The sequence below is a fragment of the Streptomyces sp. ACA25 genome (assembly GCF_028200735.1).
Taxonomy (GTDB): Bacteria; Actinomycetota; Actinomycetes; order Streptomycetales; family Streptomycetaceae; genus Streptomyces.
In genome coordinates this window covers 82411-108035 of record NZ_JAQKPV010000010.1, presented here as the reverse complement: position 1 = coordinate 108035, position 25625 = coordinate 82411, and the positions used below count along the sequence as shown (strand labels likewise).

Here is a 25625-nt window from a genome sequence, read left to right as displayed (position 1 = left end):
GGTAAGGCTTACCTGTCAACGATCTCGTTCCACGGTGGCTCCCTTGACTGTCTCCGCGTTCCTTTCCGCCCCTCCGGCGCCTGCCGCGTCCCCGCTCACCACGGCGTACGCCCGGATCACCGAGGCGCTCCCCGCGCTGCGGATCAGTGAGGAGGGACCGCACAGCGGCGGCGGATGGGTGCAGGGCTCGGAGCTGGCCCGGGGCGGCGCCGCACTGGACACGTACCTGGCCCTCGACGAGGAACGGGTGCTGCGCGAGTACGGCGCACGGGACCTGCCGCACGTGGTGGCCGGGTTCGGCCTCCACCGCTACGCCTGGCCGGTCTGCCTGCTGTTCACTCTTCCGCACTTCCTGCTGCGGCGGGTGCCGCGGATCGGGCCGGCGGACGTGTCCTTCCACCCGGAACTCGGCCGGCTCACCGTGCGGACCGGCCGGTTCAGCTGCCTGCCGGACGATCCGGCCGCCGCCCTGCCGGGTGCCGAGGTCGTCCCGGAGGAGGAGGCGCTGCGTACCGCGGTCCGTTCCGCCGCGGCCGAGCACCTGGGGCCCGTGCTGGCGGCGTTCGGTCCACGGATGCGGCGCGGCCGTCGCGCCCTGTGGGGGACAGCCACCGATGAGCTCGCCGAGGGCCTGTGGTACGTCGGCCGGCTGCTCGGGGAGGAGGAGAGGGCAAGCCGGGAGGCGGAACGGCTGCTGCCCGGCAGCACCGCCCCGTACGCGGGCGGTGCGGGTTTCCGGGAGCTGGCGGACCCCTGCGGCGAGCGGCTGCTCACCCGCGACCGGGTCAGCTGCTGCCTCTTCTACACCCTGCGCCCCGAGGACACCTGCGTGACCTGCCCCCGCACCTCCGACACCAGCCGACTCGCACGTCTGCGCGATTGCCGGTCGTGAATTCGATACATTTCTCTCTCCCTACCCCGCCTCACCACTCGTTGGCGTGATAATCACGCGAATCCCCGTTTCGCCCGATGGTGCGCCGCAAGGATGCTGCGCGACAGGACAGCCGCTGCGAAATCGGCACAGGCCGGGCGAGGGAAACCCCAATGACAGTGACGCACACGGACTTCACCTGGGTGCTGGCGGGCGCCGTGCTGCTGGGCGGCTTCCTCCTGGCAGTGACGCTGATGGCGCGGGGCCGACGGGCCGCCGCTTCGAGCGGAGCGGAGGACTCATGGGAGCGCGCCGGTGAGCAGCGGCGGCGCAAGGAACGCCTCTACGCAACCGCTTCCTACTCCCTGCTGTTCTGCTGTGCCGGCGTCGCCGCGGCCCTTTCCTTCCACGGCCTGGTCGGCTTCGGACGCCAGAATCTCGGGCTCTCCGGCGGCTGGGAGTATCTGGTGCCGTTCGGCCTGGACGGGGCCGCGATGTTCTCCGCGGTGATCGCGGTCCGGGAGGCCAGCCACGGCGACGCCTCCGTCGCCTCCCGGATGCTGGTGTGGCTCTTCGCCGGAGCAGCCGCCTGGTTCAACTGGGTGCATGCCCCGCGCGGTGCGGGGCATGCCGGAGCCCCGCACTTCTTCGCCGGGATGTCGATTTCCGCGGCCGTCCTCTTCGACCGGGCCCTGAAGCAGACTCGCAAGGCCGCGCTCCGCGAACAGGGACTGGTACCGCGTCCGATGCCGCAGATCCGGTGTGTGCGCTGGCTGCGGGCACCCCGGGAGACCTTCGCCGCCTGGTCGCTGATGCTCCTGGAAGGCGTCCGCACCCTGGACGAGGCGGTGGAGGAGGCGCGAGAGGACCGCCGCGAGAAGGAGGCCGCCCGGGCCCGGCAGCGCGAGCAGCGCCGGCTGGAGCGGCACCGCCTCCGGGTGCTCAGCAGGCAGCACCGGCGGTGGGGCCGCGTCCGGCGCCCCGCGGAGACCACGGCCGGCCAGGGTGACCAGCCGCTCCCCGAGCCCGCCGCCCTGGAGCCGGTGCCCGCCCGCACCGCCCGGGCCGGGCTGTCCGTCCCGGCTGCCCGCCCGGAACCGGATCCCGGCGCCGGACCGTCGGGTCCACGGCTGCTGGACACCCTGGAGGCGAAGCTTTCCCGGATCGAACAGCAGGTCCGCTGACCTGCCGGCGGGTCCGGTGCCGGTCGCCGCACCCGCTGGCAGGGTGCACAGAAGCGGGTGCCATCGGGCAGCCTTGAGGGCATGGCCACATGGCAACTGCTGCTCGTCGGCCTGGTACTGCTGTTCGGGCTGTCCGGTGCGGTCCTTCCCGGCATACCGGGCCCGCTGGTGGTGTGGGCGGGCGTGTTCTGGTGGGCATCCGCCGAGAGCACCTCATCCGCCTGGTGGGTGCTCGTGGGCGCCACCGCCGTGCTCCTGGTCAACCAGGCGGTGCAGTGGCTGCTCCCGGTCCGCAGCCGGCGGGCGGCGGGGGTCCGGCGGCGCCAGCTGCTGGTGGCCGGCGGCACCGGAACCGCAGGGTTCTTCCTGCTGCCCCTTGTGGGTGTCGTCCCCGGATTCCTCACGGGGCTCTACGGGTGGGAACGCGCCCGGCTGGGCACGCACGGAGCAGCGGTCTCCTCCACGCGTGCCATCATGCGGGCGGTCGGCCGGAACATGCTGATCGAGCTGACCGCCTGCCTGATCGTGGTGGGCGGGTGGCTGCTGGTGCTGCTGCTCGGCTGAGCTCAGCCGAGCACCCCCTCCAGAGTGAGCAACAGCCGCTTGCGCTCCATGCCGCCGGCGTAGCCGGTCAGTGACCCGTTCGCACCGATCACCCGGTGGCAGGGGCGCACCACTGTCAGCGGGTTACGGCCCACCGCCCCGCCGACGGCCCGCACCGCGGCCGCGGGAACTCCGGCCAGCACGGCCAGCCCGCCGTAGGTGACGGTGGTGCCGAACGGGATCCGGTCCAGTGCTTCCCAGACGCGGGTGCGGAAGCCCGAGGCGCTGACCGCGCAGCGCAGGTCGAATTCCTTGAGCTCACCGCCGAAGTAGGCGTCGAACTGCCGGGTCGCCGCCGTGAAGGCTCCGTCGTCCCGCCGCCAGTCGGCACCGATGCCGGTGGCATACCGCTGGCCGGGCACGTGAACCGAGGAGAGCACGCCGGGCTCGGGGCCCGCGATCAGCAGCTCGCCCAGCGGGCTGGGGTGGACGGTGTAGAGGGTCATGGTGTCTCCGTGAGGTGGCTGGCCGCCGGGCGGACGGGCCCGGCCGGCGTGGTGGCGTTCCAGAGGTGGTGCTGGGCGTAGCTGCGCCAGGGCCGCCAGCGGTCGGCGGCGGATACGGTGGCACCGACTCGGCTCAGGCCCTGCCGCACCCCCGCGTCCCCGGGCAGGAAGACGTCGGGGTCTCCGAGGGCGCGCATCCGGAGATACCCGGCGGTCCACGGGCCGATGCCGGGGAGCGCCAGCAGTGCGCGCTCCGTGGCGTCCCGGTCGGCGCCGGGATCGAGTGCGACGGCGCCCTCCGCGAGCGCCGTGCAGACCGCTCGCAGGGCCCGGCGGCGCGCCTCGGGCATCCCCAGCTCGGTGAGCCCCGCTCCCGCGAGCACCTCGCACCGGGGGAAGAGATGGGTCAGTCCCCCGTCCGGAGCGGGCAACGGAGTGCCGCGGGCGGCGACCAGGGTGCCCGCGAGGGCACGGGCCGCACCGACCCCGATCTGCTGTCCGAGCACCGCGCGGACGGCCATCTCGTCGGGATCGGCCGCACCGGGCGACCGCAGTCCTGGCCGGGCGGCGGCCAGCGGCCCGAGGACCGGATCGGCGCCGAGCCGTTCGGTGACGGCGTACGGATCGGCGTCCAGGTCGAACAGCCGCCGGACCCGCTGCACGGCGGCAGTGAGGTCGCGCAGGTCCGTCGGCCACAGCCGGCACGGCAGCCAGCCCTTCCCGCCCGCCTCACCGACCTCCGCGATCCCGTGCCCGTGCGGCAGTGGGAGGGTGCGCCGGTAGACCCGGGAACCCGGCTCCCCGGTCATCTCCTCGATCCCGGGAACGGCGCGCCGCTGGAGAAAGCCGAAGATCTCCCGGGCGGCGTACGGGGTGCGGTGAGCGAGCCGGAGAGCCACCCCCGCGCTGCCGTCGGTGAGCGGCCGGCCGGACCGGGCCCGCAGTGCCCGCGGGGTGCAGTCGTAGATCCGGCGCATCGTCTCGTTGAACTGCCGGACACTGGCGAAACCAGCCGCGAACGCCACTCCGGTGACCGGCAGGCCGGTGGTCTGCAGAAGCACCCGGGCGGTGTGCGCCCGCTGAGCCCGGGCGAGCGCGACCGGCCCCGCCCCCAGCTCCGCGGTGAGCTGCCGCTGCACCTGCCGGGCGCTGTAGCCGAGACGGCCGGCAAGCCCGGCAACACCCTCCCGGTCCACCACACCGTCCGCGATCATCCGCATGGCCCGGCCGACGACGTCGGCCCGCACATTCCACTCGGCGGAGCCGGGCACGGCATCGGGGCGGCAGCGCCGGCAGGCCCGGAAACCGGCCGCCTGGGCGGCTGCCGCCGAGGGGTGGAAGCGGACGTTCTCCCGCCGGGGCGTGACGGCCGGGCAGCTGGGACGGCAGAAGATGCCGGTGGTGACCACACAGGTGAAGAACACCCCGTCGAAACGACCGTCCCTGCTGCGCACCGCCGCGTACCTGCTGTCGTCTTCCGTCATGTGTCCAGTGTGGGCCGCCGGGACATCCGGCACTGGCGGAAATCGGACATGACTGACGGACAGACTGCACCGCGCCGTCACCCCGCTCAGGGGGCGGCCTCCGGGAAGGGCGGGCCGGCGGTCAGGTCGCTGGAGCGGCTGAGCAGGCGCTGCAGCAGACCCCAGGTGAACTCGGCGGTCACCTCGTGCGGCCGGCCCGCGGTGTCCGGGGCGGTGAAGGTCAGCCGCCACCGAGTGGGGGCCGAGCCCTCGGCCGGGCGGGCTGGCGCGAAGGCCCGGGCGGCCTCGTCCACGGTGCACGACCAGGGCTCCAGGTCATCGACGGTGCGCAGGGCCGGAGCCGGTGCTCCCGGGACGCGCACCAGCCAGGCGTTCCAGACCGCGCCCTCGGGAGTGCTGAGCACCTCGAAGTGCAGATCGGGCCAGAGCGGGACCGGCCAGCTGCGCGCCACCACGTCCAGGTCCCCGACCCGTCTGCGGTCGGTCGCCACGGGCGGCCCGAGCACCGAACGGTAGCGGCCCAGGGCGCTTCGCCCGCGCGGTGAGCGGACCATGGCCTGCCAACGGCGGTTGGCCTCCCGGAGGTCGGTGCGGCCCGCGCCCAGGGCGTGCAGCGCCTCCTCGACGAGCTCCGGCTGGAAGTCGGCCATCCGCCGCAGCAGCACCAGCTGGAACTCTCGTGGACCGAACGTGGACGCGTCGCTCATGCCCCCATCCTCACAGGAAGGACAGGAGCCCGGCCAAGAGCGACGCGCCTGCCCGGCCGTACGCGCGGCGCCCGCCGGACGCGCGGTCCTGGGCCCGGCGGGCGCCGCGGGGAGCGGCCGTCGGATTCCCCACGGTCCGGTGGTCCCGCGGTCTTCCTCCGCGGGCCCCGGAGAGGCACGCTGGAGGGGAGCCCTGGAGGGGATCGCCATGACAAGAGCGAGCGGATGGCACATCGAGCTGAAGTTCCGGGAGAGCGGTGCGGAGACCCGGGCCCTGGCACTGGTGAGACTGCCCGACGGAACAGAATTGCGAGCCGACGGACACGCCGACAAGCATCCCGACGACCCGGAGCTGCCGCAGGTCGGCGAGGAGATCGCCGCCGCACGCCTGCTGAACGGCCTGGCGCAGCAGCTCCTCGACAAGGCGGCCAAGGACATCGAGGCGGTCACGCACTCCCGGGCATCGGTCCGCCTGTGACGGGTGCCCGGCCCTCCGGCGCGGCCCCGGGCCGCGCCGGAGTCACAGTTGTGCCCGGATGCGGTGCAGCATCTCCCGGGACGCGTGGGCCGAGGCGGCGTCGACCACCACGCTGTTCATGATGTGCCGGTAACGCTCGACCTCAGCGGGCTTGTCAGGAAAGAGCGCGCCGGTGGGGTGCTCCAGGAAGACCACATCCGGGAGCTCGTCACCGGGCGGGCGCAGCAGAGTCACGGGCCCGCCGAGCGCAGCGTGCTCGCCGACGGCGAACGGCATCACCTGCAGGGTGACGTGCGGGAGTTCCGACATCTCCAGCAGGTGCGTGAGCTGGGCCCGCATCGCGGTGGCGCCGGCCACCGCCCGGTGCAGTGCGGCCTCGTCGATGACCGCCCACAGCCGGGGCGGAGTGGCCCGCTGCAGGACCCGGCAGCGCCGCATCCGCAGCTCCACCCTGCGCTCCGTCTGGTCACGGGAGCCGGCCTCACTGCCCTGCCGGAGCACGGCGCGGGCGTATTCCTCGGTCTGCAGCAGGCCCGGAATGTACTGGAGCTCGTAGCAGCGGATGACCTCGGCCGCCTGCTCGAGACCCAGGTACACGTGCAGCCAGCTCGGCACCACGTCGTGATAGGACTGCCACCAGCCCAGCGAGTTTGTGCGCCGGGCCAGAGCCAGCAGGGTGGCCCTGTCCCCCTCCTCGGTGACGCCGTAAAGAGTGAGAAGGTCCTCGACGTCGCGCAGCTTGAAGCCGGTGCGGCCGGCCTCCAGCCGGCTGATCTTGGAGCGCGAACCACGGATCGTCTCGCCCGCCTCGCTGCGAGCGATGTTCCGCGCCTCCCGGAGCCGGCGGAGCCGGGCTCCCAGAATCATCCGCGGCACCGTCGCCCCGGACTGCTCGTCCCCCAGCATGCGGGAATCCCGCTGCAGGCCGATGGCTCCGCTGGTGCCCAACATGTTCAGTGCCCTTCGCCCGGGGGCGGCCCGCTGTCCGCGGCCCGCCATGGCTTGCGTCCGACCCCGCCCACCCCACCGGCCGCGTCCACCGGCCGGGCGCTCCCCCGGGGTGGCGATGCGGGGCGCCACAACGGACATGAGACCACGCCCGGCTCCATGAGCTCCAGTCCGTCGAAGTACCCGCTGATCTCCTCGGGGGTGCGGAGGTGATAGGGGACGGCACCGCTGTCGTTGTACTCGCGCTGCGCCCGCACCGCCTCCGCCGCGAGGGCGGTGCCGTCGCTGATGACCGCGCAACTACCCGCGGGCAAGCCGCTGACGAGCGCCCTGACCAGCGACCGGGCCTCGGCGGTGTCCTCGACATGTCCGAGGACCCCGCCCAGGATCAGCGCCACCGGCCGGCGGAGATCCAGCGTCCGGGCCGCCCTCCGCAGCAGGTCCCCCGGGGCGTGCAGATCGGCCTCGACGCACTCCACGGCCCCCCCGGGGGTGCCGGCGAACAGCGCCCGGGCGTGTGCCAGCACCAGCGGGTCGTTGTCCGCGTAGACGATGCGTGCGGCCGGTGCGAGGCGCTGCACCGTCTGGTGGGTGTGCTCCGCCACCGGCAGCCCGATGCCGACGTCCAGGAACTGGCGGATGCCCTCCTCCACGGTCAGGCACCGCAGTGCCCTGGCCTGGAAGTCGCGGGCGGCGCGGGCGACATCGGTGACCGCGGGGAACGTCTCCCGGTACCGGTCGCCCGCCGCCCGGTCGACCTCGTAGGCGTCCTTGCCGCCCAGCAGGTAGTGCCACACCCGGGACGAGTGCGGAACGGTGCGGTTGATCTTGGGCGGCGGCCCGGCGGGCACGGACGCGTGGGTCACGGGCAGAACTCCTGGAAGACCGCTGACGAACCCCTGCGACGGCCTGCGCAGCGCACCTGCCCGCACTCGCCCGTCTCTCCGTGGCCTTCGGCTCTCGTGGCAGTTGACAGTGGCAAGGGCGGCACCCGGGTCAGGATAGCGTGCGGGCCGGAGGACATCCAGAGCCGTGCGGCGCCCCGCACGCCAGGTCCTCCCCGGTCTCCGGGCGGGGTGCGGTCACGCCGGGACTAAGGCCCTTCGCCGCCGGATTTCCGCCGGTGCTCCCGCCCTCGCGGGTGACTCTCCTGCCCTTCCCGGCGCTTCCGCCCCCGCATGCTCTTCAGCTGTCTGCGCATCTCGGCCGGGCTCAGCAGAGCGGTGAGCCGCCGGGTGAGCGCGGAGTTGTCCGGCTCCGGGACACCGTGGATCTCCGCGCGGGACCGGCGCGACTCCACCGCCGCGGCCATCGCCTCGGCGGCCTCCTCCCGCGCCCGCTCGGTCTCCGCCCGGGCGGCCGCAGTGGTCGCGGTGGGCCACACCCGGTCCACGGCCGCGTTCAGTGCCGCACCGACCAGCACCGCGAAGGCCGACATTCCCAGCCACAGCAGAATCGCGACCGGAGCGGCCAGCGAGCCGTAGACGCTCTGCCCCTCCACCGCGCTGCGCAGGTACATCCGCAGCGCGTAGGCGCACATCGCCCAGATGGCCAGGGCCAGCAGGGCGCCGGGAATGTCCTCCCGCCACGGGGAGCGGACCGGCACCGACACGTGGTAGAGCGTGGTGAGGAAGCCCACACACAGCAACAGCACCAGCGGCCAGTAGAAGACCCGCAGCAGGCCCGACAGCTGGGGGAACCAGCTCATCGCCAGCTCCGGACCGATCAGCATGGCCGGCACCACCACGGCCCCGACCAGCAGGCTGATCACATACATGGTGAAGGCCAGCAGCCGGGTGGCGGCCGGGTTCCGGTGGCCCACCAGGCCGTACATGACGGTGATCGTCCCCACGAAGACGTTCACCGCCCGGGAGCCGGACCACAGCGCGACGAGGAACCCGAAGGACATCACGTCGGGCCGGGCCCCCTGCACCAGGTCGTCGATGAGAGGCCGCACGAAGTCCTCGACGCCCCGCTCCGAGAGCAGCACGGAGGACGCGTCCAGGATCTGGCGATGGACGGTCTCCAGGGTGCTCGTCCCGCTCACCGCGTCCAGGCTGCTCAGCAGTCCGACGAGACCCAGCAGCAGCGGGGGCAGTGACAGCAGCATGAAGAACGCCGACTCGGCCGCCATGCCGATGACACGGTGCTCCGAACAGGACTTGACCGTGTCCTTTCCCAGGTTCCAGAGCAGTTTGCCCTTCGGGATGTTGCGGTACATGACCCGTCGGGGGGCACCCGGTCTCTCGGTCCCCTGGGGTGACTCATCGGCTTTCACCCGCCTAACGTAGCGATATGACCTCCCGCACTCACTCCGTGGCCAATCAGGCTCCCCCGCTCGTCCAGTACAACGTGTTCACGACGGATGCGGCCCTTACAGAGGGATATGCCCTTTACGAAGGGCCCGACCCGGACGACTCGATCTTCGGTGAGCTGCGCGAGCTGGGGCGGGACGCCGGCTCCGCCGAGGTCCGCGAGTGGGGCGTCCGGGCCAACGAGTACCCGCCCGTGCTGCGCACCCATGACCGGTACGGCAACCGCATCGACGAGGTCGATTTCCACCCCGACTGGCACCGGCTGCTGGACCGCGGGGTCTCCGCCGGTCTCGCCGATGCCTGGAGCCGGCCGGGCGGGCAGCTGCGGCGGACCGCCGCGTTCCATATCTGGACGCAGGCCGAGGCCGGGCACGGCTGCCCGCTGTCGATGACGCACGCGGCCGTTCCCGCGCTGCGCGCCGAGCCGGAACTGGCGGCGCTGTGGGAACCGCTGCTCACCTCGGGGACCTACGATCCCGGCCTGCGGCCGGCCGCGGAGAAAACCGGTGTGCTGGCCGGGATGGGGATGACGGAGAAGCAGGGCGGCTCCGACGTGCGGACCAACACCTCCCGGGCCGAGCCGACCGGGGAGAGCGGCATGTACGCGCTGACCGGCCACAAGTGGTTCTGTTCGGCCCCGATGTCGGACGTCTTCCTGGTGCTCGCCCAGGCCCCGGGCGGCCTCACCTGTTTCCTGCTGCCGCGGGTGCTGCCGGACGGCAGCCGGAACTCCTTCCGCATCCAGCGCCTCAAGGACAAGCTCGGGAACCGCTCCAACGCCTCCTCGGAGGTCGAGTTCGACGGCACCACGCTGGCGTGGCGGGTCGGCGAGGAAGGGCGGGGAGTGCGGACCATCATCGAGATGGTCGCGGCGACCCGGCTGGACTGCGTGACGGGATCGGCGGCGATCATGCGGCAGGCCGTCGCCCAGGCGAGCCACCATGCCGCGCACCGCGAGGCATTCGGCGGGCCGCTCGTCGACAAACCGCTGATGCGGAACGTGCTGGCCGACCTGGCCGTCGAGTCCGAGGCGGCGACAGCCCTGGCGCTGCGGCTCGCGGCGGCGTACGACGGTGCGTCGGCGGGGCGAGCGCACGACCGGTACCTGCTGCGGCTGGCACTTCCGGCGGCGAAGTACTGGGTGACCAAACGCTGCACCCCGGTGACCGCGGAGGCGCTGGAGTGTCTGGGCGGCAATGGCTACGTCGAGGACTCGGGTATGCCCCGGCTGCTCCGGGAGTCCCCGCTGAACTCCCTCTGGGAGGGCTCGGGCAATGTGCAGGCGCTGGACGCGCTGCGGGCGCTGCAGCGGGAGCCGCAGGCCCTCAACGCCTTCCTGACGGAGGTCGGCGCGGCGAGCGGCGCGGACCACCGGCTGGACGCCGCGATCAAGGACCTGCTGACCGAGTTGTCCGACCTGGACGGCATCGAGGGGCGGGCCCGCCGGGTGGTGGAGCGCCTCGCACTGGTGCTGCAGGGCGCCCTGCTCGTGCAGCACGCCCCGGCGGAGGTCGCCGACGCGTTCTGCGCCTCCCGGCTGGGAGGTGACCGGGGCGGTGCCTTCGGCACGCTCCCCGGCACCCTCGGCCTGGAGGCGATCGTGGACCGGGTCAGACCGCGCGCAGACCATGCCGGGTGAAGATCTCCCTGGCCCGGCCGACCTGCTCCGGCGTGGGCGGCGGCGTGCCCTCGAGCGGGAACGCCCTGCCCAGGGCCTCCCACTTGGCGGCGCCCATGGTGTGGAAAGGCAGCACGTCCACCCGGCTGACGTTGCCGAGCGAGGCGGCGAAGGCCGCCACGCCCTCCACGTTCCCGGGGTCGTCGGTCAGTCCCGGAACAAGCACGAAACGCAGCCACACCTCCTTGTCCAGGGCGGCGAGACGGCGCGCGAAGTCCAGGGTGGGCTCCAGCTCGCACCCGGTCAGCCGCCGGTAGAGGGCCCGGTCCCAGGACTTGATGTCGAGCAGCACCAGGTCGGTGTCGGCCAGCAGTGCGTCGGTGGCCCGGGCCCCGAGGTAACCGGAGGTGTCGAGCGCGGTGTGCATGCCGAGTTCGTGCTTGAAGCGGTGCAGCAGTTCGGCGGTGAACAGCGGCTGGAGCAGGGGCTCCCCGCCGCTGACGGTGACTCCGCCTCCGGAGGCCCGGATGAACGCCCCGTACTTCCGCGCCTCGCTCACCACCTCTTCGGTGCCGGTCCGCCGCCCGCTGCGCATGTTCATGGTGTCGGGGTTGTGGCAGTAGAGGCAGGCGAGCGGGCATCCGGCCAGGAAGGTGACGAAGCGGGTGCCGGGACCGTCCACTCCGGTCGCCACGTCCCAGGAGTGCACGGAGCCGGTGACCGGCCGCCGGCCGGCCACCCCGGCGGGGGTGGCGGCCGGCGCCGGGCCGGTGGACGGCCGGAGGCCGGTCATCAGAGCGACCCGTGGAAGGTGCGCTGGATGACGTCGAGCTGCTGCTCGCGGGTGAGCCGGACGAAGTTCACCGCGTAGCCGCTCACCCGGATGGTCAGCTGGGGGTGGTTCTCCGGGTGCTCCATGGCGTCCCTGAGGGTCTCCTCGTTCAGGACGTTGACGTTCATGTGGAAGCCGTCGCTCGCGACGAATCCGTCCAGGACGCCGGTGAGGTTGTCGATCCGCTCCTCGGCGGTCCGGCCGAGCGCGTTCGGGGTGATGGTGTTGGTCAGCGAGATACCGTCCTCCGCGTCGTCGTAGGAGAGCTTGGCGACGGACAGCGACGAGGCGATGTAGCCGTGCCGGTCCCGTCCGTTCATCGGGTTGGCACCGGGGGCGAACGGGGCTCCCGCGCGCCGGCCGTCCGGGGTGTTGCCGGTCTTCTTGCCGTAGACGACGTTCGAGGTGATCGTGAGCACGGACTGGGTGTGCACGGCGTCGCGGTAGGTGGGGTGCTTGCGTACCTTCCGCATGAATTCGTGCACGATGCCCTGCGCGATCTCGTCGGCCCGGTCGTCGTTGTTGCCGAAGGCCGGGTACTCCCCCTCGATCTCGTAGTCGACGGCGAGGCCGGTCTCGTCGCGGATGACCTTCACCCGGGCGTGCTTGATCGCGGAGAGCGAGTCCGCCGCGACGGAGAGCCCGGCGATACCGCAGGCCATGGTGCGCAGCACTTCCCGGTCGTGCAGCGCCATCTCGATGCGCTCGTAGGCGTACTTGTCGTGCATGTAGTGGATGACGTTCAGTGCGTGAACGTAGGTCCTGGCCAGCCACTCCAGCATGGCGTCGTAGGCGGCGGCCACGGCGGTGTGGTCGAGGTAGTCGCCGGTGAGGGGTTCGAAGCCCTCGACGACGAGCTCACCGGTCACCTCGTCCCGGCCGCCGTTGATGGCGTACAGCAGGGCCTTGGCGACGTTGACGCGGGCGCCGAAGAACTGCATCTGCTTGCCCATCGCCATCGCGGAGACGCAGCAGGCGATCGCGGTGTCGTCCCCGTACTTCGGGCGCATCAGCTCGTCGGACTCGAACTGCAGGGCGCTGGTGTCGATCGCGACCTTGGCGGCGTACCGCTTGAAGCCCTCCGGCAGGCCCCGGTCCCAGAAGACCGTGAGGTTGGGCTCGGGGGCCGGGCCCAGGTTGTACAGGGTGTGCAGGGCGCGGAAGGAGGTTCTGGTCACCAGCGGGCGGCCGTCCTCGCCCATGCCGGCCAGCGACCAGGTGACCCAGGTGGGGTCACCGGAGTACAGCTCGTCGTACTCCGGGGTGCGCAGGAAGCGGACGATGCGGAGCTTGATGACGAAGTCGTCGATGAACTCCTGGGCCTCGCTCTCGGTGAGGGTCCCCCGCTCCAGGTCACGCTGCAGGTAGATGTCGAGGAAGGCGTCCACCCGGCCGAGCGACATCGCCGCACCGTTCTGCTCCTTCACCGCCGCCAGGTAGCCGAAGTACAGCCACTGGACCGCTTCCCGGCCGGTGGTCGCCGGACGGGAGATGTCGTAGCCGTAGCCGGCTGCCATCGCCTTGAGCTCGCCCAGGGCCCGGATCTGTTCGGCGGACTCCTCGCGCGCCCGGATGATGTCCTCGGTGGGCCAGGCCGCGTTCAGGGTCTCGCGGTCGGTCTGCTTCTCGGCGATCAGCCGGTCGACGCCGTACAGGGCGACCCTGCGGTAGTCACCGATGATGCGGCCGCGGCCGTAGGAGTCGGGCAGGCCGGTGATGATGCCGGCCGAACGGCAGGCCCGGATCTCCGGTGTGTAGGCGTCGAAAACGCCCTCGTTGTGGGTCTTGCGGTAGCGGGTGAAGATCTCCTTCACCCGCTCGTCTGCCTCGTAGCCGTAGGCGGTCAGGGCGTTCTCGACCATCCGCCAGCCGGCGGCCGGGATCATCGCGCGCCGCAGCGGCGCGTCGGTCTGCAGCCCGACGATGAGGTCGAGTTCCTGGTCGATCCAGCCCGGCTCGAAGGCGGTGATGCTGGAGGGGGTGCGGGTGTCCACGTCGTGGATGCCGCGCTCCCGCTCCGCGGGGAACATGTCCAGCAGCTTCTCCCAGACGCGGGTGGTGCGCTCGGTGGGACCGGCGAGGAAGGCGGCGTCGCCGGTGTAGGGGACGTAGTTCTGCTGGATGAAGTCCCGGACGTCGATGCTGTCCCTCCAGAGCCCTCCCTTGAAGCCCTCCCAGGCTCCGTGGTCGGCTCCGGTGCGGCTCGGCTGTGTGGTCATGCCGCCGTCCCTCCGTTCTCGTCAGCGGTGCCGTAGTAGGCCGCCCGCATCAGGTTCTGCATGTCGTGGAGCATGGGCATCCGCGGGTTGGCGGGTGCGCACTGGTCCGCGTAGGCGTTCCGCGCCTGCTGCGGAAGGGCCTCCAGGTAGGTGAGCTCGTCGACGCCCGCCTCCTGGAACGAGGCCGGGATGCCGCACCGGGCCCGCAGGTCCTCCACCGCCCGGGCGTAGGACTCCACTCCCTGCTCGGGGGTGGCGGCCGGCAGCCCCAGCATCGCGGCGATCTCCTGGAAGCGCTCGTGGGCCCGGTAGGTCTCGTACTTGGGCCACGGGGTCAGCTTGGCGGGGATGCGCCCGTTGTGCCTGATGACGTGCGGCAGCAGGACCGCGTTGGTGCGGCCGTGGGCGAGGTGGAAGGTGTTGCCGAGGGTGTGGGCCATGGCGTGCACCAGGCCGAGGAAGGCGTTGGCGAAGGCCATGCCGGCCACGGTGGAGGCGTTGTGCATCTTCTCCCGGGCCCGCCGGTCCTCGGCGCCGTGCGTGACGCAGCGCTCCAGGTTGTCGAAGATCAGCTTGATGGCCTGGAGGCAGAGGCCGTCGGTGTAGTCGTTGGCGTAGACCGAGACGTATGCCTCGGTGGCGTGGGTCAGGGCGTCGAAGCCGGAATCGGCGGTGACCGCGGGGGGCTGGGTCATCGCGAGCACGGGGTCGACGATGGCGACGTCCGGGGTCAGCGCGTAGTCGGCGATCGGGTACTTGCGGGCCGCCGCCGGGTCGGAGATGACCGCGAACGGGGTGACCTCGGCCCCGGTGCCGGACGTGGTGGGCACGGCCACCAGCCTTGCCTTGCTGCCCAGCGGCGGGAAGCGGAAGGCGCGCTTGCGGACGTCCAGGAACTTGCCACGGGCGTCGGCGAAGGCCACCTCGGGGTGCTCGTACATCAGCCACATGACCTTGGCGGCGTCGATCGGGGAGCCGCCGCCCAGCGCGACGATGGTGTCCGGCTCGAATTCCCGCATCCGGGCGGCACCGCGTTCGACGGTGGACAGCTCCGGGTTGGGCTCGATGTCGTCGATGATCTGCAGGTGCACCGGCTCCGGCCGGGTACGCAGAATGTCCTTGACCCGGGTGAGGAAGCCCAGCCGGTCCATGGTCTCGTCGGTGACGACGGTGACCTTCCGCAGGCCGGGCATCTCACCGAGGTAGCGCAGCGAGTTGCGCTCGAAGTAGATCTTCGGCGGCACCTTGAACCACTGCATATTGGTGTTCCGCCGTCCGATCCTCTTGATGTTGAGCAGGTTCACCGCCGTGACGTTGTTGGAGACGGAGTTGCGCCCGTAGGAGCCGCAGCCCAGCGTCATGGAGGGCAGGAAGGCGTTGTAGACGTCGCCGACGCCTCCCAGGGAGCTGGGCGCGTTGGCGATGATGCGCACCGCCTTGACCCGGCGGCCGAACTCCTCGGTGAGCTCCTCGTCCTCGGCGTGGATCACCGCGCTGTGGCCGAGGCCGTCGAATTCGACCATCTGCTCGGCCAGGCGCAGGCCGTGCCCGGTGTCCCGGGCTCGCAGGACCGCCAGCACCGGCGACAGCTTCTCGCGGGTCAGCGGCTCGGACGGGCCGACCTCGGCGCACTCGGCCAGGAGCACGGAGGTGCCCTCGGGGACGGTGAAACCGGCCTGTTCGGCGATCCAGTGGGCGGACATGCCCACGACGGCCGCGTTGAGCTTGGCTCCGGCGCAGTTCTTTCCGCCCGCGGCGGTCCCGAACATGAACTGTTCGAGCTTCGCCTTCTCCTTGTCGCTGACCACGTGGGCGTGCAGGGTACGGAACTCGCGGATGCCCTCCTCGTACACCTCCGCGTCGAGGATCGCGGCCTGCTCGGAGGCGCAGATCATGCCGTTGTCGAAGGTCTTGGAGAGCACGATGTCGTGGACGGCGCGCCGCAGCACGGCGCTCTTGTGGATGTAGGCGGGGACGTTGCCCGCGCCCACCCCGAGGGCCGGCTTCCCGCAGGAGTAGGCCGCCTTGACCATGGCGTTGCCGCCGGTGGCGAGGATGGTGGACACCCCGTCGTGGCGCATCAGCAGATCGGTGGCCTGCATGGACGGCTGCTCGATCCACTGCACCGCGTGTGCGGGGGCGCCGGCGGCCACCGCGGCGTCCCGGACGATGCGCGCGGCCTCTGCGCTGCACGCCTGTGCCGAGGGGTGGAAGGCGAAGATCACCGGGTTGCGGGTCTTCAGCGCGATGAGCGCCTTGAACAGCGTGGTGGAGGTCGGGTTGGTGACCGGTGTCATGGCGCAGATGACGCCGACCGGCTCGGCGATCTCGGTGATGCCGTTCAGCTCGTCGCGGTGGACGACTCCGACCGTCTTCAGCCCGGCCATCGAGTGGGTGACGTTCTCACAGGCGAAGAGGTTCTTGGCGGCCTTGTCCTCGAAGAGGCCGCGGCCCGTCTCCTCCACCGCCATCCGGGCCAGGTCGTCGTGCCGGCTCAGGGCGGCCAGCGATGCCTGGGTGACGATGTGGTCGACCTGCTCCTGAGTGAAGGAAGCGAAGTCGCGCAGCGACTTCAGGGCGTGGGTCACCAGCGTGTCGACGGCCAGGGCGGCCTCCGGCGGGGCGGCTGATCGAGCGGCGGCGGATGCCATGCGAATCACCTCTGCGGTAGCGGTGGTTCCATTACACTTCGGGCGCCGCCGGGCCGGGGGCGGATAAGGGTCCCGCCCGGGAGGGCCGACCGGCCCTCGTTGGCCGCACCGGGCAGACCAGGGACCGGTGATGTGATGGTATGGGGATATGAGCGCGCCGGCCTCCCTGACGACCGTCACCACGTGGTACCTCGAGCAGACGTCCGCCGCCGACCTGCTGCCCGCCCGTGAGCCGGAGAGCGCCTCCGGCATCCGGGTCGTGCCTGCGGAGGTGCCGAGCCCCGAGTTCAGCCGCTTCCTCTACGCCGCGGTCGGTTCCGACGTCTCCTGGTACGACCGGCTGGTCTGGGACCGCGAGAAGTGGCGGGCCTTCCTGGACCGGCCCGGGGCGGAGACCTGGGTGGCGTACGAGCGCGGGACCCCGGCCGGCTTCCTCGAACTCGTCGCCCAGGACGGGGGCGTGGTGGAGATCAGCTCCTTCGGCCTGCTGCCCGCTTTCCGGGGCCGCCGGATCGGCGGTCATCTCCTGTCCCTCGGTACCGCCCGGGCGTGGGACCTCGCGGAGCGCACTCCGGACCGGGAGCCGACCCGCCGGGTGTGGCTGCACACCTGCAGCAGGGACAGCCCGCACGCCCTCGACAACTACCGTCGCCGGGGCTTCCGGGTCTTCGACAGGAGAGTCACCCAGGAGCCGGAAGCCCCGGCGGCGGAGGCCTGGCCTGCCACGACCGGAACAGCGGCAGCCCGCCCGGAGGCGTGACCTCCGCCACCAATACCAGCATTCGGGACAGCTTCGTCCGAATGACGGATAGCAGTGGACTCGCACGGAAGGGCCGTGCGAGTCTTCCGTCATGTCTCGAGCTGGTATTGCCTTGGTGAGTCGGCGGCACGTCGACCTCGGCCGTATGTCCAGCGCCATGTGTCCGGCGGGCTGACAGTCCCAGCACCACCGCCGCACTTCCCGCCGCCTGATCCTTCTCCGGCGTGCACCCCCTGTCTCCCCCTTGTGCGGGTGATGCGCAGCGCTGCGCATACCCGCTGGTCAATGCCGCCCTGCCGCGTCCCCCGGCTCCGTTCCGGGGGCTTTCGATGCCGAAGGACCAGAAGAGCCGATGTCCGACTCCGTGAAGAAACCTGCTGTCCCGAAGCGCCGCAAGCCGGGCCGCCACCGCGGCGAGGGCCAGTGGGCCGCGGGACACTTCACTCCGCTCAACGCCAACGAGCAGACGAAGAAGGACGACGACGGTCTCAATGTGCGGACACGCATTGAGACGATCTACGCCCATCGTGGCTTCGACTCCATCGACGGCGCGGACCTGCGCGGCCGGATGCGCTGGTGGGGCCTCTACACCCAGCGCAAGCCCGGTATCGACGGCGGCAGGACCGCGATCCTGGAGCCGGAGGAGCTGGACGACGAGTACTTCATGCTCCGCGTCCGAATCGACGGGGGCCGGCTCACCACCGAGCAGCTGCGGGTCGTCGGGGAGATCTCCCAGGAATTCGCCCGCGGCACCGCGGACATCACCGACCGGCAGAACGTCCAGTACCACTGGATCCGCATCGAGGACATGCCGGAGATCTGGCGACGGCTGGAGGCGGTGGGCCTGTCGACCACCGAGGCCTGCGGCGACACTCCCCGCGTGATCCTCGGGTCACCGGTGGCCGGCATCGCCTCCGACGAGATCGTGGACGGCACCCCGGCCATTGAGGAGATCCAGCGCCGGGTGGTGGGCAACCCGGCCTACTCCAACCTGCCGCGCAAGTTCAAGTCCGCCGTCTCCGGCTCCCCCGTCCAGGACGTGGCGCACGAGATCCAGGACGTCTCCTTCGTCGGGGTGGACCACCCCGACCACGGCCCCGGTTTCGACGTCTGGGTCGGCGGCGGGCTGTCCACCAACCCGAAGATCGGCGTGCGGCTCGGAGCATGGGTGCCGGTCGACGAGGTCGCCGACGTCTACGAGGGCGTCGTGTCGATCTTCCGGGACTACGGCTTCCGGCGGCTGCGGACCCGCGCCCGGATCAAGTTCCTGGTCGCCGACTGGGGGCCTGAGCGCTTCCGTCAGGTCCTGGAGGACGAGTACCTGCAGCGCAAGCTCCTGGACGGCCCGGCCCCCGAGCAGCCCGTGCAGGAATGGCGGGACCACGTCGGGGTGCACCGGCAGCGGGACGGCCGCTTCTACGTCGGCTTCGCGCCGCGCGTGGGCCGGGTGGACGGCACCACCCTGACCCGGATCGCCGACCTGGCCGAGGCGCACGGCTCCGGACGCGTGCGCACCACCGTCGAGCAGAAGATGATCGTGCTCGATGTCCCCGAGGAGCAGGTGGACTCGCTTGTCGAGGGCCTGGAGGCGCTCGACCTGACCACCCGCCCGTCGCCCTTCCGGCGCGGCACGATGGCCTGCACCGGCATCGAGTTCTGCAAACTCGCCATCGTCGAGACCAAGGGGCGCGGCTCCACCCTCATCGACGAGCTGGAGCGCCGGCTGCCCGGCTTCGCCGAGCCGGTCACCATCAACATCAACGGGTGCCCCAACTCCTGTGCCCGGATCCAGGTCGCGGACATCGGCCTGAAGGGGCAGCTCGTCACCGACGCCGAGGGCCGGCAGGTCGAGGGGTACCAGGTGCACCTCGGGGGCTCGCTCGGGCTGGAGCCCGGTTTCGGCCGGAAGGTCCGCGGGCTGAAGGTGACGGCCGACGAGCTCCCCGACTACGTCGAGCGGGTGCTGCGCAACTTCACGGAACAGCGCGCCGAGGGCGAGCGGTTCGCGCAGTGGGCCGCTCGCGCCGAGGAGAGCGCCCTGTCATGAGCGAGCGAGCCGCCCCGTTCTACTGCCCGTACTGCGGGGACGAGGACCTGCGCCCCTCCGAGGAAGGGCCGGGCGTCTGGGAGTGCGCCGCCTGCAACCGCGCCTTCCGGCTGAAGTTCCTCGGCCTGCTGAGCCGGGGCCTGGCCCGGCCCCCGCACGGCGGTGGCGAGGGCGACCACGACGGTGACCACGACGGTGAAGGAGGCGGAGCCGCATGAACGGTGCCACCACAGCGCGCGACGCCGGGGAGCTGCAACAGCTCGCCGAGCGCGCCGGCCGCGACCTGGAGGACGCGTCGGCCCCGGAGATCCTGGGCTGGGCCGCGGAGACCTTCGGTGCCCGGTTCTGCGTGACCTCGTCCATGGAGGACGCCGTGGTCGCGCATCTCGCCTCCCAGGTGTTCCCCGGGGTGGACGTGGTGTTCCTCGACACCGGCTATCACTTTCCGGAGACCCTCGGCACCAGGGACGCGGTCGCCGCCGTACTGGACGTCCGCGTCATCACCCTGACCCCCCGGCAGACGGTCGCGGAGCAGGACGCCGAGCACGGCCCGAGGCTGCACGACCGCGACCCGGACCGGTGCTGCGCGCTGCGCAAGGTGCAGCCGCTGGAGGAAGGGCTGCGGGGCTACGAGGCGTGGGCCACCGGCCTGCGCCGCGAGGAGTCCCCGACCCGGGCGGGCACCCCCGTCGTCGGCTGGGATCCCCGGCGGGAGAAGGTGAAGGTCTCCCCCATCGCTCGCTGGACACAGGCGGACGTGGACGCCTACATCACCGAGCACGGCGTGCTCACGAACCCCCTGCTGCAGGACGGTTACACCTCGGTGGGCTGCGCACCCTGCACCCGCCGGGTGCAGCCCGGCGAGGACTCCCGGGCCGGCCGCTGGGCGGGCCTGAGCAAGACCGAATGCGGGCTGCACTGATGACCGGCACGGTGACGGACACGAACACGGCCGACGAGACATCCGGGGAGCGCGAGATGAAATCGAGCGGCGGGGGAGCCACCATCTGGCTGACCGGGCTGCCCAGCGCGGGCAAGACGACCCTGGCGCTCGCGCTGGCGGAGCGCCTGCGGCAGGAGGGCCACCGGGCGGAGGTGCTGGACGGGGACGAGATCAGGGAGTTCCTCTCCGCGGGCCTCGGCTTCTCCCGCGCGGACCGGCACACCAACGTGCAGCGCATCGGCTTCGTCGCCGAACTCCTCGCCTCGCACGGGGTGAAGGCGCTGGTCCCGGTCATCGCCCCCTTCGCGGACAGCCGCGAGGCCGTCCGCGAACGCCACCGGACGGCAGGCACCGGCTACCTGGAAGTACACGTAGCCACCCCCGTCGACATCTGCTCGGAGCGGGACGTGAAGGGCCTGTACGCCAAGCAGGCCGCCGGTGAACTGACCGGGCTGACCGGGGTCGACGACCCGTACGAGGCCCCCCTGAACCCGGACCTGCGGATTCCCGCGCACGAACAGAGCATCGAGGAATCCGTGGCGGCACTGCACGCGCTGCTGGCCGGGCGGGGGCTGCTGTGACCGACGCGCCCGCCGCCGGGGCAGCACCGGCAGGCACCGAAGGCAGCGACCACAGGACACGAAGGGGACGCAGCATGACAACGGTCATCGAGGACTCCGGCACCGGTCATCCCGGCGGTCCGGACGCCCGGTTCGCCTTGTCGCACCTGGACGCACTGGAGTCCGAGGCGGTGCACATCTTCCGGGAGGTCGCCGGAGAGTTCGAGCGCCCGGTGATCCTGTTCTCCGGGGGCAAGGACTCCATCGTCATGCTCCACCTGGCGCTGAAGGCATTCGCCCCCGCACCGGTGCCGTTCGCCCTCCTGCACGTGGACACCGGGCACAACTTCCCCGAGGTGCTGGACTACCGGGACCGCACGGCGCAGCGGCACGGGCTCCGGCTGCACGTGGCCTCGGTGCAGGACTTCATCGACAGCGGGCAGCTGCGTGAGCGCCCCGACGGCACCCGGAACCCGCTGCAGACCGTTCCGCTGCTGGACGCCATCGTCAGCAACCGTTTCGACGCCGTTTTCGGCGGTGGCCGGCGCGACGAGGAGAAGGCCCGCGCCAAGGAGCGGGTGTTCTCGCTGCGCGACGAGTTCGGCGGCTGGAACCCGCGCCGTCAGCGCCCCGAACTGTGGCAGCTCTACAACGGCCGGCACGCCCCCGGCGAGCACGTGCGGGTGTTCCCGCTGTCCAACTGGACCGAGCTGGACGTCTGGCAGTACATCGCCCGGGAGGAGATCGAGCTCCCGGCGATCTACTACGCGCACGAGCGCGAGGTCTTCCACCGCAGCGGCATGTGGCTGGCCCCCGGCGAGTGGGGAGGCCCGAAGGACGGCGAGACGGTGGAGCGCCGCCAGGTCCGCTACCGCACCGTCGGAGACATGTCCTGCACCGGCGCCGTCGACTCCGACGCCGACACCATCGAGAAGGTCATCACCGAGATCGCCGCCTCCCGGCTGACCGAACGCGGCGCCACCCGGGCCGACGACAAGCTGTCCGAGGCCGCCATGGAAGACCGCAAGCGCGAAGGGTACTTCTGATGACCACGTCCGAGACCGCTCCCGGAGGCACCTCCGCCGGGCCGGCGGGCCCCGCCGGCCCGGGAACCGCTTCGCTGCTCCGCTTCGCCACCGCCGGCTCGGTGGACGACGGCAAGTCCACCCTGGTGGGACGGCTGCTGCACGACTCCAAGTCGGTGCTGGCGGACCAGCTGGAAGCTGTCGAGCTGGCCTCCCGCAACCGCGGCCAGGAGGCCCCCGACCTGGCACTGCTCACCGACGGTCTGCGCGCCGAACGCGAGCAGGGCATCACCATCGATGTCGCCTACCGCTACTTCGCCACTCCCCGGCGCCGCTTCATCCTGGCCGACACGCCGGGCCACGTGCAGTACACCCGCAACATGGTCACCGGCGCCTCCACCGCGGAGCTGGCCGTGGTGCTGGTCGACGCCCGCAACGGCGTCGTCGAGCAGACCCGGCGGCACGCCGCGGTCGCCGCGCTGCTGCGGGTGCCGCACGTGATGCTGGCCGTCAACAAGATGGACCTCGTCGACTACGCCGAGCCGGTCTTCGCCGCCATCGCCGCCGAGTTCACCGAGTACGCGGCCTCCCTCGGAGTCCCGGACATCACCGCGATCCCGATCTCGGCGCTCGCCGGGGACAACGTCGTGACGCCCTCGGCGACCATGGACTGGTACGGCGGCCCGACGGTGCTGGAGCACCTGGAGACCGTGGAGGTCACCCACGACCCGACCGGCGATCCCGCCCGGTTCCCGGTCCAGTACGTGATCCGCCCGCAGACCCCGGAGCACCGCGACTACCGCGGCTACGCCGGGCAGATCGCCTCCGGTGTGCTGCGGGTGGGGCAGGACGTCACCGTCCAGCCCTCCGGACGCAGCAGCACCATCGCGGGCATCGACCTGCTCGGGGTGCCAGTGGAGGAGGCCTGGGCGCCGCAGTCGGTGACCGTGCGGCTGACGGACGACCTCGATGTCTCCCGCGGCGACCTGATCGCCCCCGGCGACGCGGCGCTCGGCACCACCCGGGACGTCACCGCCACCGTCTGCCACCTGCACGACCGGCCCCTGGAGCCGGGTGCCCGGGTGCTGCTCAAGCACACCACCCGGACCGTCAAGGCGATCGTCAAGGAGATTCCCTCCCGGCTCTCCCTCGCCGACCTGACCCAGGACAGCGACCCGGGGCGGCTGGCCGCCAACGACATCGGCCGGGTGGTGCTGCGCACCGCCGAGCCACTGGCACTGGACGCCTACGCCGACTCCCGGCGCACCGGCTCCTTCCTGCTGATCGACCCGGCCGACGGCACCACCCTCACCGCAGGTATGGCGGGCGACGCGTTCGCCGAGCGGGCGCAGGCCGCCCGTCCCACCGCACCGGATGACGAAGGATGGGATTTCTGAGATGACCACCGGACTCGCCGCACCCCTGACCGCCCGCGCCGGCCGGCCGGCTGCCTCCGCGCAGGAACTCGGCCACGCCGTCCGCCTGGACCGTGTCTCCAAGGCCTTCGACTCGGCTGCCGGCCGCCAGCTCGTGCTGGACGACATCCGGCTGGAGGCGGCTCCCGGGGAGTTCGTCTGCCTGCTGGGAGCCTCCGGATGCGGCAAGTCCACCCTGCTGAACCTGGTGGCCGGGCTCGACCGCCCCACCTCGGGCTCCGTGGAGGTGCCGTTCAGCCGCCCGGCGCTGATGTTCCAGGACCACGCACTGTTTCCGTGGCTGAGCGCCGGACGCAACGTCGAGCTGGCGCTTCGGCTGGCCGGGGTGGCCCGGGCGGAGCGCCGGGACCGGGCCGAGGAGCTGCTGCGCCTGGTCCGGTTGCCCGACGCCTACGGCAAGCGGGTGCATCAGCTGTCCGGCGGGATGCGGCAGCGCGTGGCCCTGGCCCGGTCCCTCGCGCAGGGCAGCGATGTGCTGCTGATGGACGAGCCGTTCGCCGCCCTCGACGCCATCACCCGGGACCTGCTGCACGAGGAGCTGAGCCGGGTCTGGCAGGAGCGCAAACTCACGGTGCTGTTCGTGACGCACAACGTCCGCGAGGCGGTCCGGCTCGGTCAGCGGGTCGTGCTGCTGTCCTCCCGGCCCGGCCGGGTCTCCCGCGAGTGGGTGGTGGACCTGCCGTTCCCGCGCCGCATCGAGGACAGCGGGGTCGCGGCCCTGGCCACCGAGATCACCGGTCATCTGCATGAGGAGATCGTCCGACATGCCCGCTCCTGAGTCCGGCCGGGCACCGGAGGCACCTCCACGGGAGGACGACTCGCGCGAGATGGCCTCCGGGCTGGACGCTCTGGAGACCCACGCACCCGCCGCCCGGCCCGCCGGGCGGCGGTTGCTGGACAAGGCCGGACCGCCGGCCCTCGCCCTCGGCCTGGTGCTCGTGCTGTGGCAGCTCGCCCACACCCTGAACTGGTCCGACAAGCTGCCCGGTCCCGCGGCCGTGGCGGGCGAGCTGACCGGCGCCTGGTCGGACGGCACACTGCTCCCCGCGGTGGGTCACAGCCTGCTGCGCTGTCTGATCGGGTTCGGTGCGGCGGCTGCCCTCGGCATCCCGCTGGGACTTCTGCTCACCCGGCTGACCCTGCTGCGCACCGTACTGGGCCCCATCCTGACGGCCATTCAGTCGCTGCCGGCCGCCGCCCTCGTCCCGGTGGCGGTCATCGCCCTGGGCAACTCCGAGGGCGCCGTCTACGCCGTGGTACTGCTCGGCGCGGTGCCCTCGATCGCGGTGACGGTGGCCGCGGCCGTGGACCAGTTGCCGCCCCTGCTGCTGCGGGCGGGGCACTCGATGGGCGCCACCGGGCTGCGCGGCGCCGCACTGGTCATGGTCCCGGCCGCCCTGCCGGGCTTCATCTCCGCCCTGCGGCAGGGCTGGACCTTCGGCTGGCGGGCGCTGATGACCGCCGAGCTGATCACCGCCACCCCGCTGCCCGGCATCGGCGAGATGCTCGCCGAGGGCAACGCCACGCAATCCATGAGCCTCGTGCTGGCCTCCGTACTGCTGATCCTCGCGGTGGGTGTGCTGGTCGAGTCCGCCCTGTTCCGGCCGCTGGAGCGCCGCGTGCTGCGCGGCCGCGGCCTGGCCGGCGGAAGCTGACGGACCGCGAAGGACTGATCCCATGCACCTCCCCACGCAAGCCCTGCTGATCATCGCGCACGGCAGCCGCGACCCGCGGCACGCCGCGACCGTCACCGCGCTCACCGAGCGGGTGCGGTCGCTGCGGCCCGGACTGCGGGTGGAGACCGCTTACCTGGACTTCGATCTGCCCACGGTGCCGCAGCTGCTGCACCGATGGCACCGGGAGGGCGTCCGCCGAGTCATCGCCCTGCCGCTGCTGCTGAGCCGGGCATTCCACGCCAAGTCCGACATCCCCGCCGTCCTGGACGAGGAGTCCGCCCGGTGGCCCGCACTGACCGTGCGGCAGGCCGGCGTGCTGGGCCCGGACCCCCTCCTCACCGAGGCGCTGACCCGGCGGCTGCACGAGGCGGGCCAGTCCCCCGCCGCGCACGCGTCCACCGGCGTCGTCCTGGCCTCGGCGGGCACCTCAGACCCGGAGGCGATCGCGGTGATCGCAGAAATCGCGCGGGAGTGGCGGCGTACCGCTGGATGGTGCGCCGTGCGGCCCGCGTTCGCCTCCGCTTCCCTGCCCCGCACGGCGGACGCCATCCGCGCCCTGCGCGCCGACGGCGTCCGCCGGGTGGTGGTCGCCCCCTATGTGATCGCCCCCGGCTTCCTGCCGGACCGCATCACGGCCGGGGCCCGGGAAGCCGGCGCCGACCTGCTGGCCCCGGTCCTGGGCGACGCACCCGAGCTCGCCGCTCTGGCCCTGCGCCGCTTCGACGCCGCCCGCACCGGCCACCTCGCCCTGCTGAGCGCCTGACGCCCACGGACCGCCCTGCGGACGCACGGCGCTCCCCGGCCGCAGCGAGGAGCGGTGAC

The 25625-nt window shown here is 72.0% G+C and carries 25 protein-coding genes; 16 read left to right on the top strand and 9 right to left on the bottom strand.

Translation table 11 applies throughout. From position 1 onward, the window contains the following. The first annotated feature begins 43 nt into the window (after window positions 1–43). The 3 genes from PJ985_RS16710 (at window position 44) to PJ985_RS16700 (ending at window position 2619) form a co-directional block, all read left to right on the top strand. A complete protein-coding gene (locus PJ985_RS16710) occupies window positions 44–892 on the top strand; it encodes a (2Fe-2S)-binding protein (protein WP_271684586.1) in 849 nt (282 codons plus the stop codon). A 152-nt stretch (window positions 893–1044) separates the two neighbouring features. Continuing rightward, window positions 1045–2055, top strand: coding sequence for a DUF2637 domain-containing protein (locus PJ985_RS16705; RefSeq protein WP_271684585.1), 1011 nt, complete (start codon window positions 1045–1047; stop codon window positions 2053–2055). Between the two features lie 81 nt (window positions 2056–2136). Then, the gene (locus PJ985_RS16700; protein ID WP_271684584.1) at window positions 2137–2619 is read left to right on the top strand and encodes a DUF456 domain-containing protein; all 483 of its coding nucleotides are present in this window, start codon (window positions 2137–2139) and stop codon (window positions 2617–2619) included. A gap of 2 nt (window positions 2620–2621) precedes the next feature. Here PJ985_RS16700 and PJ985_RS16695 read toward each other — a convergent pair whose 3' ends face one another. From PJ985_RS16695 to PJ985_RS16685, 3 genes are all read right to left on the bottom strand, one after another. Further along, a complete protein-coding gene (locus PJ985_RS16695) occupies window positions 2622–3104 on the bottom strand; it encodes a methylated-DNA--[protein]-cysteine S-methyltransferase (RefSeq protein WP_271684583.1) in 483 nt (160 codons plus the stop codon). Next, window positions 3101–4588 (bottom strand): AlkA N-terminal domain-containing protein, encoded by a 1488-nt coding sequence (locus tag PJ985_RS16690; protein ID WP_271684582.1) that lies wholly within the window; start codon window positions 4586–4588, stop codon window positions 3101–3103. The genes PJ985_RS16695 and PJ985_RS16690 overlap by 4 nt, the downstream gene beginning before the upstream one ends. An 86-nt stretch (window positions 4589–4674) precedes the next feature. Next, a complete protein-coding gene (locus PJ985_RS16685) occupies window positions 4675–5295 on the bottom strand; it encodes a hypothetical protein (RefSeq protein ID WP_271684581.1) in 621 nt (206 codons plus the stop codon). Window positions 5296–5503: 208 nt separating this feature from the next. Here PJ985_RS16685 and PJ985_RS16680 point away from each other — a divergent pair, with 208 nt between their 5' ends. Beyond that, window positions 5504–5773 (top strand): DUF1876 domain-containing protein, encoded by a 270-nt coding sequence (locus tag PJ985_RS16680; RefSeq protein ID WP_271684580.1) that lies wholly within the window; start codon window positions 5504–5506, stop codon window positions 5771–5773. A gap of 42 nt (window positions 5774–5815) precedes the next feature. Here the strand turns inward: PJ985_RS16680 and PJ985_RS16675 are convergent, their stop codons facing one another. The 3 genes from PJ985_RS16675 to PJ985_RS16665 all read right to left on the bottom strand — a co-directional run bounded on the left by PJ985_RS16675 (window position 5816) and on the right by PJ985_RS16665 (window position 8942). Beyond that, window positions 5816–6724, bottom strand: a complete 909-nt coding sequence (locus tag PJ985_RS16675) for a DUF5753 domain-containing protein (RefSeq protein WP_443033502.1) — start codon at window positions 6722–6724, stop codon at window positions 5816–5818. A gap of 2 nt (window positions 6725–6726) precedes the next feature. After that, window positions 6727–7587 carry an SAM-dependent methyltransferase gene (locus tag PJ985_RS16670; protein WP_271684579.1) on the bottom strand — a complete coding sequence of 287 codons (861 nt, stop codon included), beginning with the start codon at window positions 7585–7587 and terminating at the stop codon, window positions 6727–6729. Between the two features lie 227 nt (window positions 7588–7814). Then, window positions 7815–8942, bottom strand: coding sequence for a YihY/virulence factor BrkB family protein (locus tag PJ985_RS16665; RefSeq protein ID WP_271684578.1), 1128 nt, complete (start codon window positions 8940–8942; stop codon window positions 7815–7817). Window positions 8943–9016: 74 nt separating this feature from the next. Here PJ985_RS16665 and PJ985_RS16660 point away from each other — a divergent pair, with 74 nt between their 5' ends. Next, window positions 9017–10675, top strand: a complete 1659-nt coding sequence (locus PJ985_RS16660) for an acyl-CoA dehydrogenase family protein (protein ID WP_271684577.1) — start codon at window positions 9017–9019, stop codon at window positions 10673–10675. Here the strand turns inward: PJ985_RS16660 and pflA are convergent. The 3 genes from pflA to adhE are packed head-to-tail and all read right to left on the bottom strand — an operon-like array spanning window position 10647 to window position 16356. Continuing rightward, a complete protein-coding gene (pflA, locus tag PJ985_RS16655) occupies window positions 10647–11447 on the bottom strand; it encodes a pyruvate formate-lyase-activating protein (protein WP_271684576.1) in 801 nt (266 codons plus the stop codon). The two genes, PJ985_RS16660 and pflA, sit on opposite strands and share 29 nt — an antisense overlap. Next, window positions 11447–13705, bottom strand: a complete 2259-nt coding sequence (pflB, locus tag PJ985_RS16650) for a formate C-acetyltransferase (RefSeq protein WP_271684575.1) — start codon at window positions 13703–13705, stop codon at window positions 11447–11449. The genes pflA and pflB overlap by 1 nt, the downstream gene beginning before the upstream one ends. Continuing rightward, window positions 13702–16356, bottom strand: a complete 2655-nt coding sequence (gene adhE / locus PJ985_RS16645) for a bifunctional acetaldehyde-CoA/alcohol dehydrogenase (protein ID WP_271684574.1) — start codon at window positions 16354–16356, stop codon at window positions 13702–13704. The genes pflB and adhE overlap by 4 nt, the downstream gene beginning before the upstream one ends. Before the next feature lie 148 nt (window positions 16357–16504). Here adhE and PJ985_RS16640 point away from each other — a divergent pair, with 148 nt between their 5' ends. The 11 genes from PJ985_RS16640 to PJ985_RS16595 all read left to right on the top strand — a co-directional run bounded on the left by PJ985_RS16640 (window position 16505) and on the right by PJ985_RS16595 (window position 25566). After that, window positions 16505–17116 (top strand): GNAT family N-acetyltransferase, encoded by a 612-nt coding sequence (locus tag PJ985_RS16640; protein WP_271684573.1) that lies wholly within the window; start codon window positions 16505–16507, stop codon window positions 17114–17116. Window positions 17117–17207: 91 nt separating this feature from the next. Next, window positions 17208–17291 carry a putative leader peptide gene (locus PJ985_RS23390; RefSeq protein WP_323137367.1) on the top strand — a complete coding sequence of 28 codons (84 nt, stop codon included), beginning with the start codon at window positions 17208–17210 and terminating at the stop codon, window positions 17289–17291. A 177-nt stretch (window positions 17292–17468) separates the two neighbouring features. Further along, complete coding sequence (locus PJ985_RS16635) at window positions 17469–19163, top strand: nitrite/sulfite reductase (protein WP_271684572.1); 1695 nt, start codon at window positions 17469–17471, stop codon at window positions 19161–19163. Beyond that, window positions 19160–19381 (top strand): hypothetical protein, encoded by a 222-nt coding sequence (locus PJ985_RS16630; protein WP_271684571.1) that lies wholly within the window; start codon window positions 19160–19162, stop codon window positions 19379–19381. The genes PJ985_RS16635 and PJ985_RS16630 overlap by 4 nt, the downstream gene beginning before the upstream one ends. Then, complete coding sequence (locus PJ985_RS16625; protein WP_271684570.1) at window positions 19378–20085, top strand: phosphoadenylyl-sulfate reductase; 708 nt, start codon at window positions 19378–19380, stop codon at window positions 20083–20085. The genes PJ985_RS16630 and PJ985_RS16625 overlap by 4 nt, the downstream gene beginning before the upstream one ends. Then, window positions 20070–20687 carry an adenylyl-sulfate kinase gene (gene cysC / locus PJ985_RS16620; protein WP_271684569.1) on the top strand — a complete coding sequence of 206 codons (618 nt, stop codon included), beginning with the start codon at window positions 20070–20072 and terminating at the stop codon, window positions 20685–20687. The genes PJ985_RS16625 and cysC overlap by 16 nt, the downstream gene beginning before the upstream one ends. A 74-nt stretch (window positions 20688–20761) precedes the next feature. Beyond that, the gene (gene cysD, locus PJ985_RS16615; protein WP_271684568.1) at window positions 20762–21712 is read left to right on the top strand and encodes a sulfate adenylyltransferase subunit CysD; all 951 of its coding nucleotides are present in this window, start codon (window positions 20762–20764) and stop codon (window positions 21710–21712) included. After that, window positions 21712–23088, top strand: coding sequence for a sulfate adenylyltransferase subunit 1 (locus PJ985_RS16610; protein ID WP_443033501.1), 1377 nt, complete (start codon window positions 21712–21714; stop codon window positions 23086–23088). Before cysD ends, PJ985_RS16610 begins: the two co-directional genes overlap by 1 nt. Beyond that, complete coding sequence (locus tag PJ985_RS16605) at window positions 23066–23905, top strand: ABC transporter ATP-binding protein (RefSeq protein ID WP_443033500.1); 840 nt, start codon at window positions 23066–23068, stop codon at window positions 23903–23905. The genes PJ985_RS16610 and PJ985_RS16605 overlap by 23 nt, the downstream gene beginning before the upstream one ends. Beyond that, the gene (locus tag PJ985_RS16600; RefSeq protein ID WP_271684566.1) at window positions 23892–24782 is read left to right on the top strand and encodes an ABC transporter permease; all 891 of its coding nucleotides are present in this window, start codon (window positions 23892–23894) and stop codon (window positions 24780–24782) included. Before PJ985_RS16605 ends, PJ985_RS16600 begins: the two co-directional genes overlap by 14 nt. Before the next feature lie 22 nt (window positions 24783–24804). Then, the gene (locus PJ985_RS16595) at window positions 24805–25566 is read left to right on the top strand and encodes a sirohydrochlorin chelatase (protein WP_271684565.1); all 762 of its coding nucleotides are present in this window, start codon (window positions 24805–24807) and stop codon (window positions 25564–25566) included. Window positions 25567–25625 lie beyond the last annotated feature (59 nt).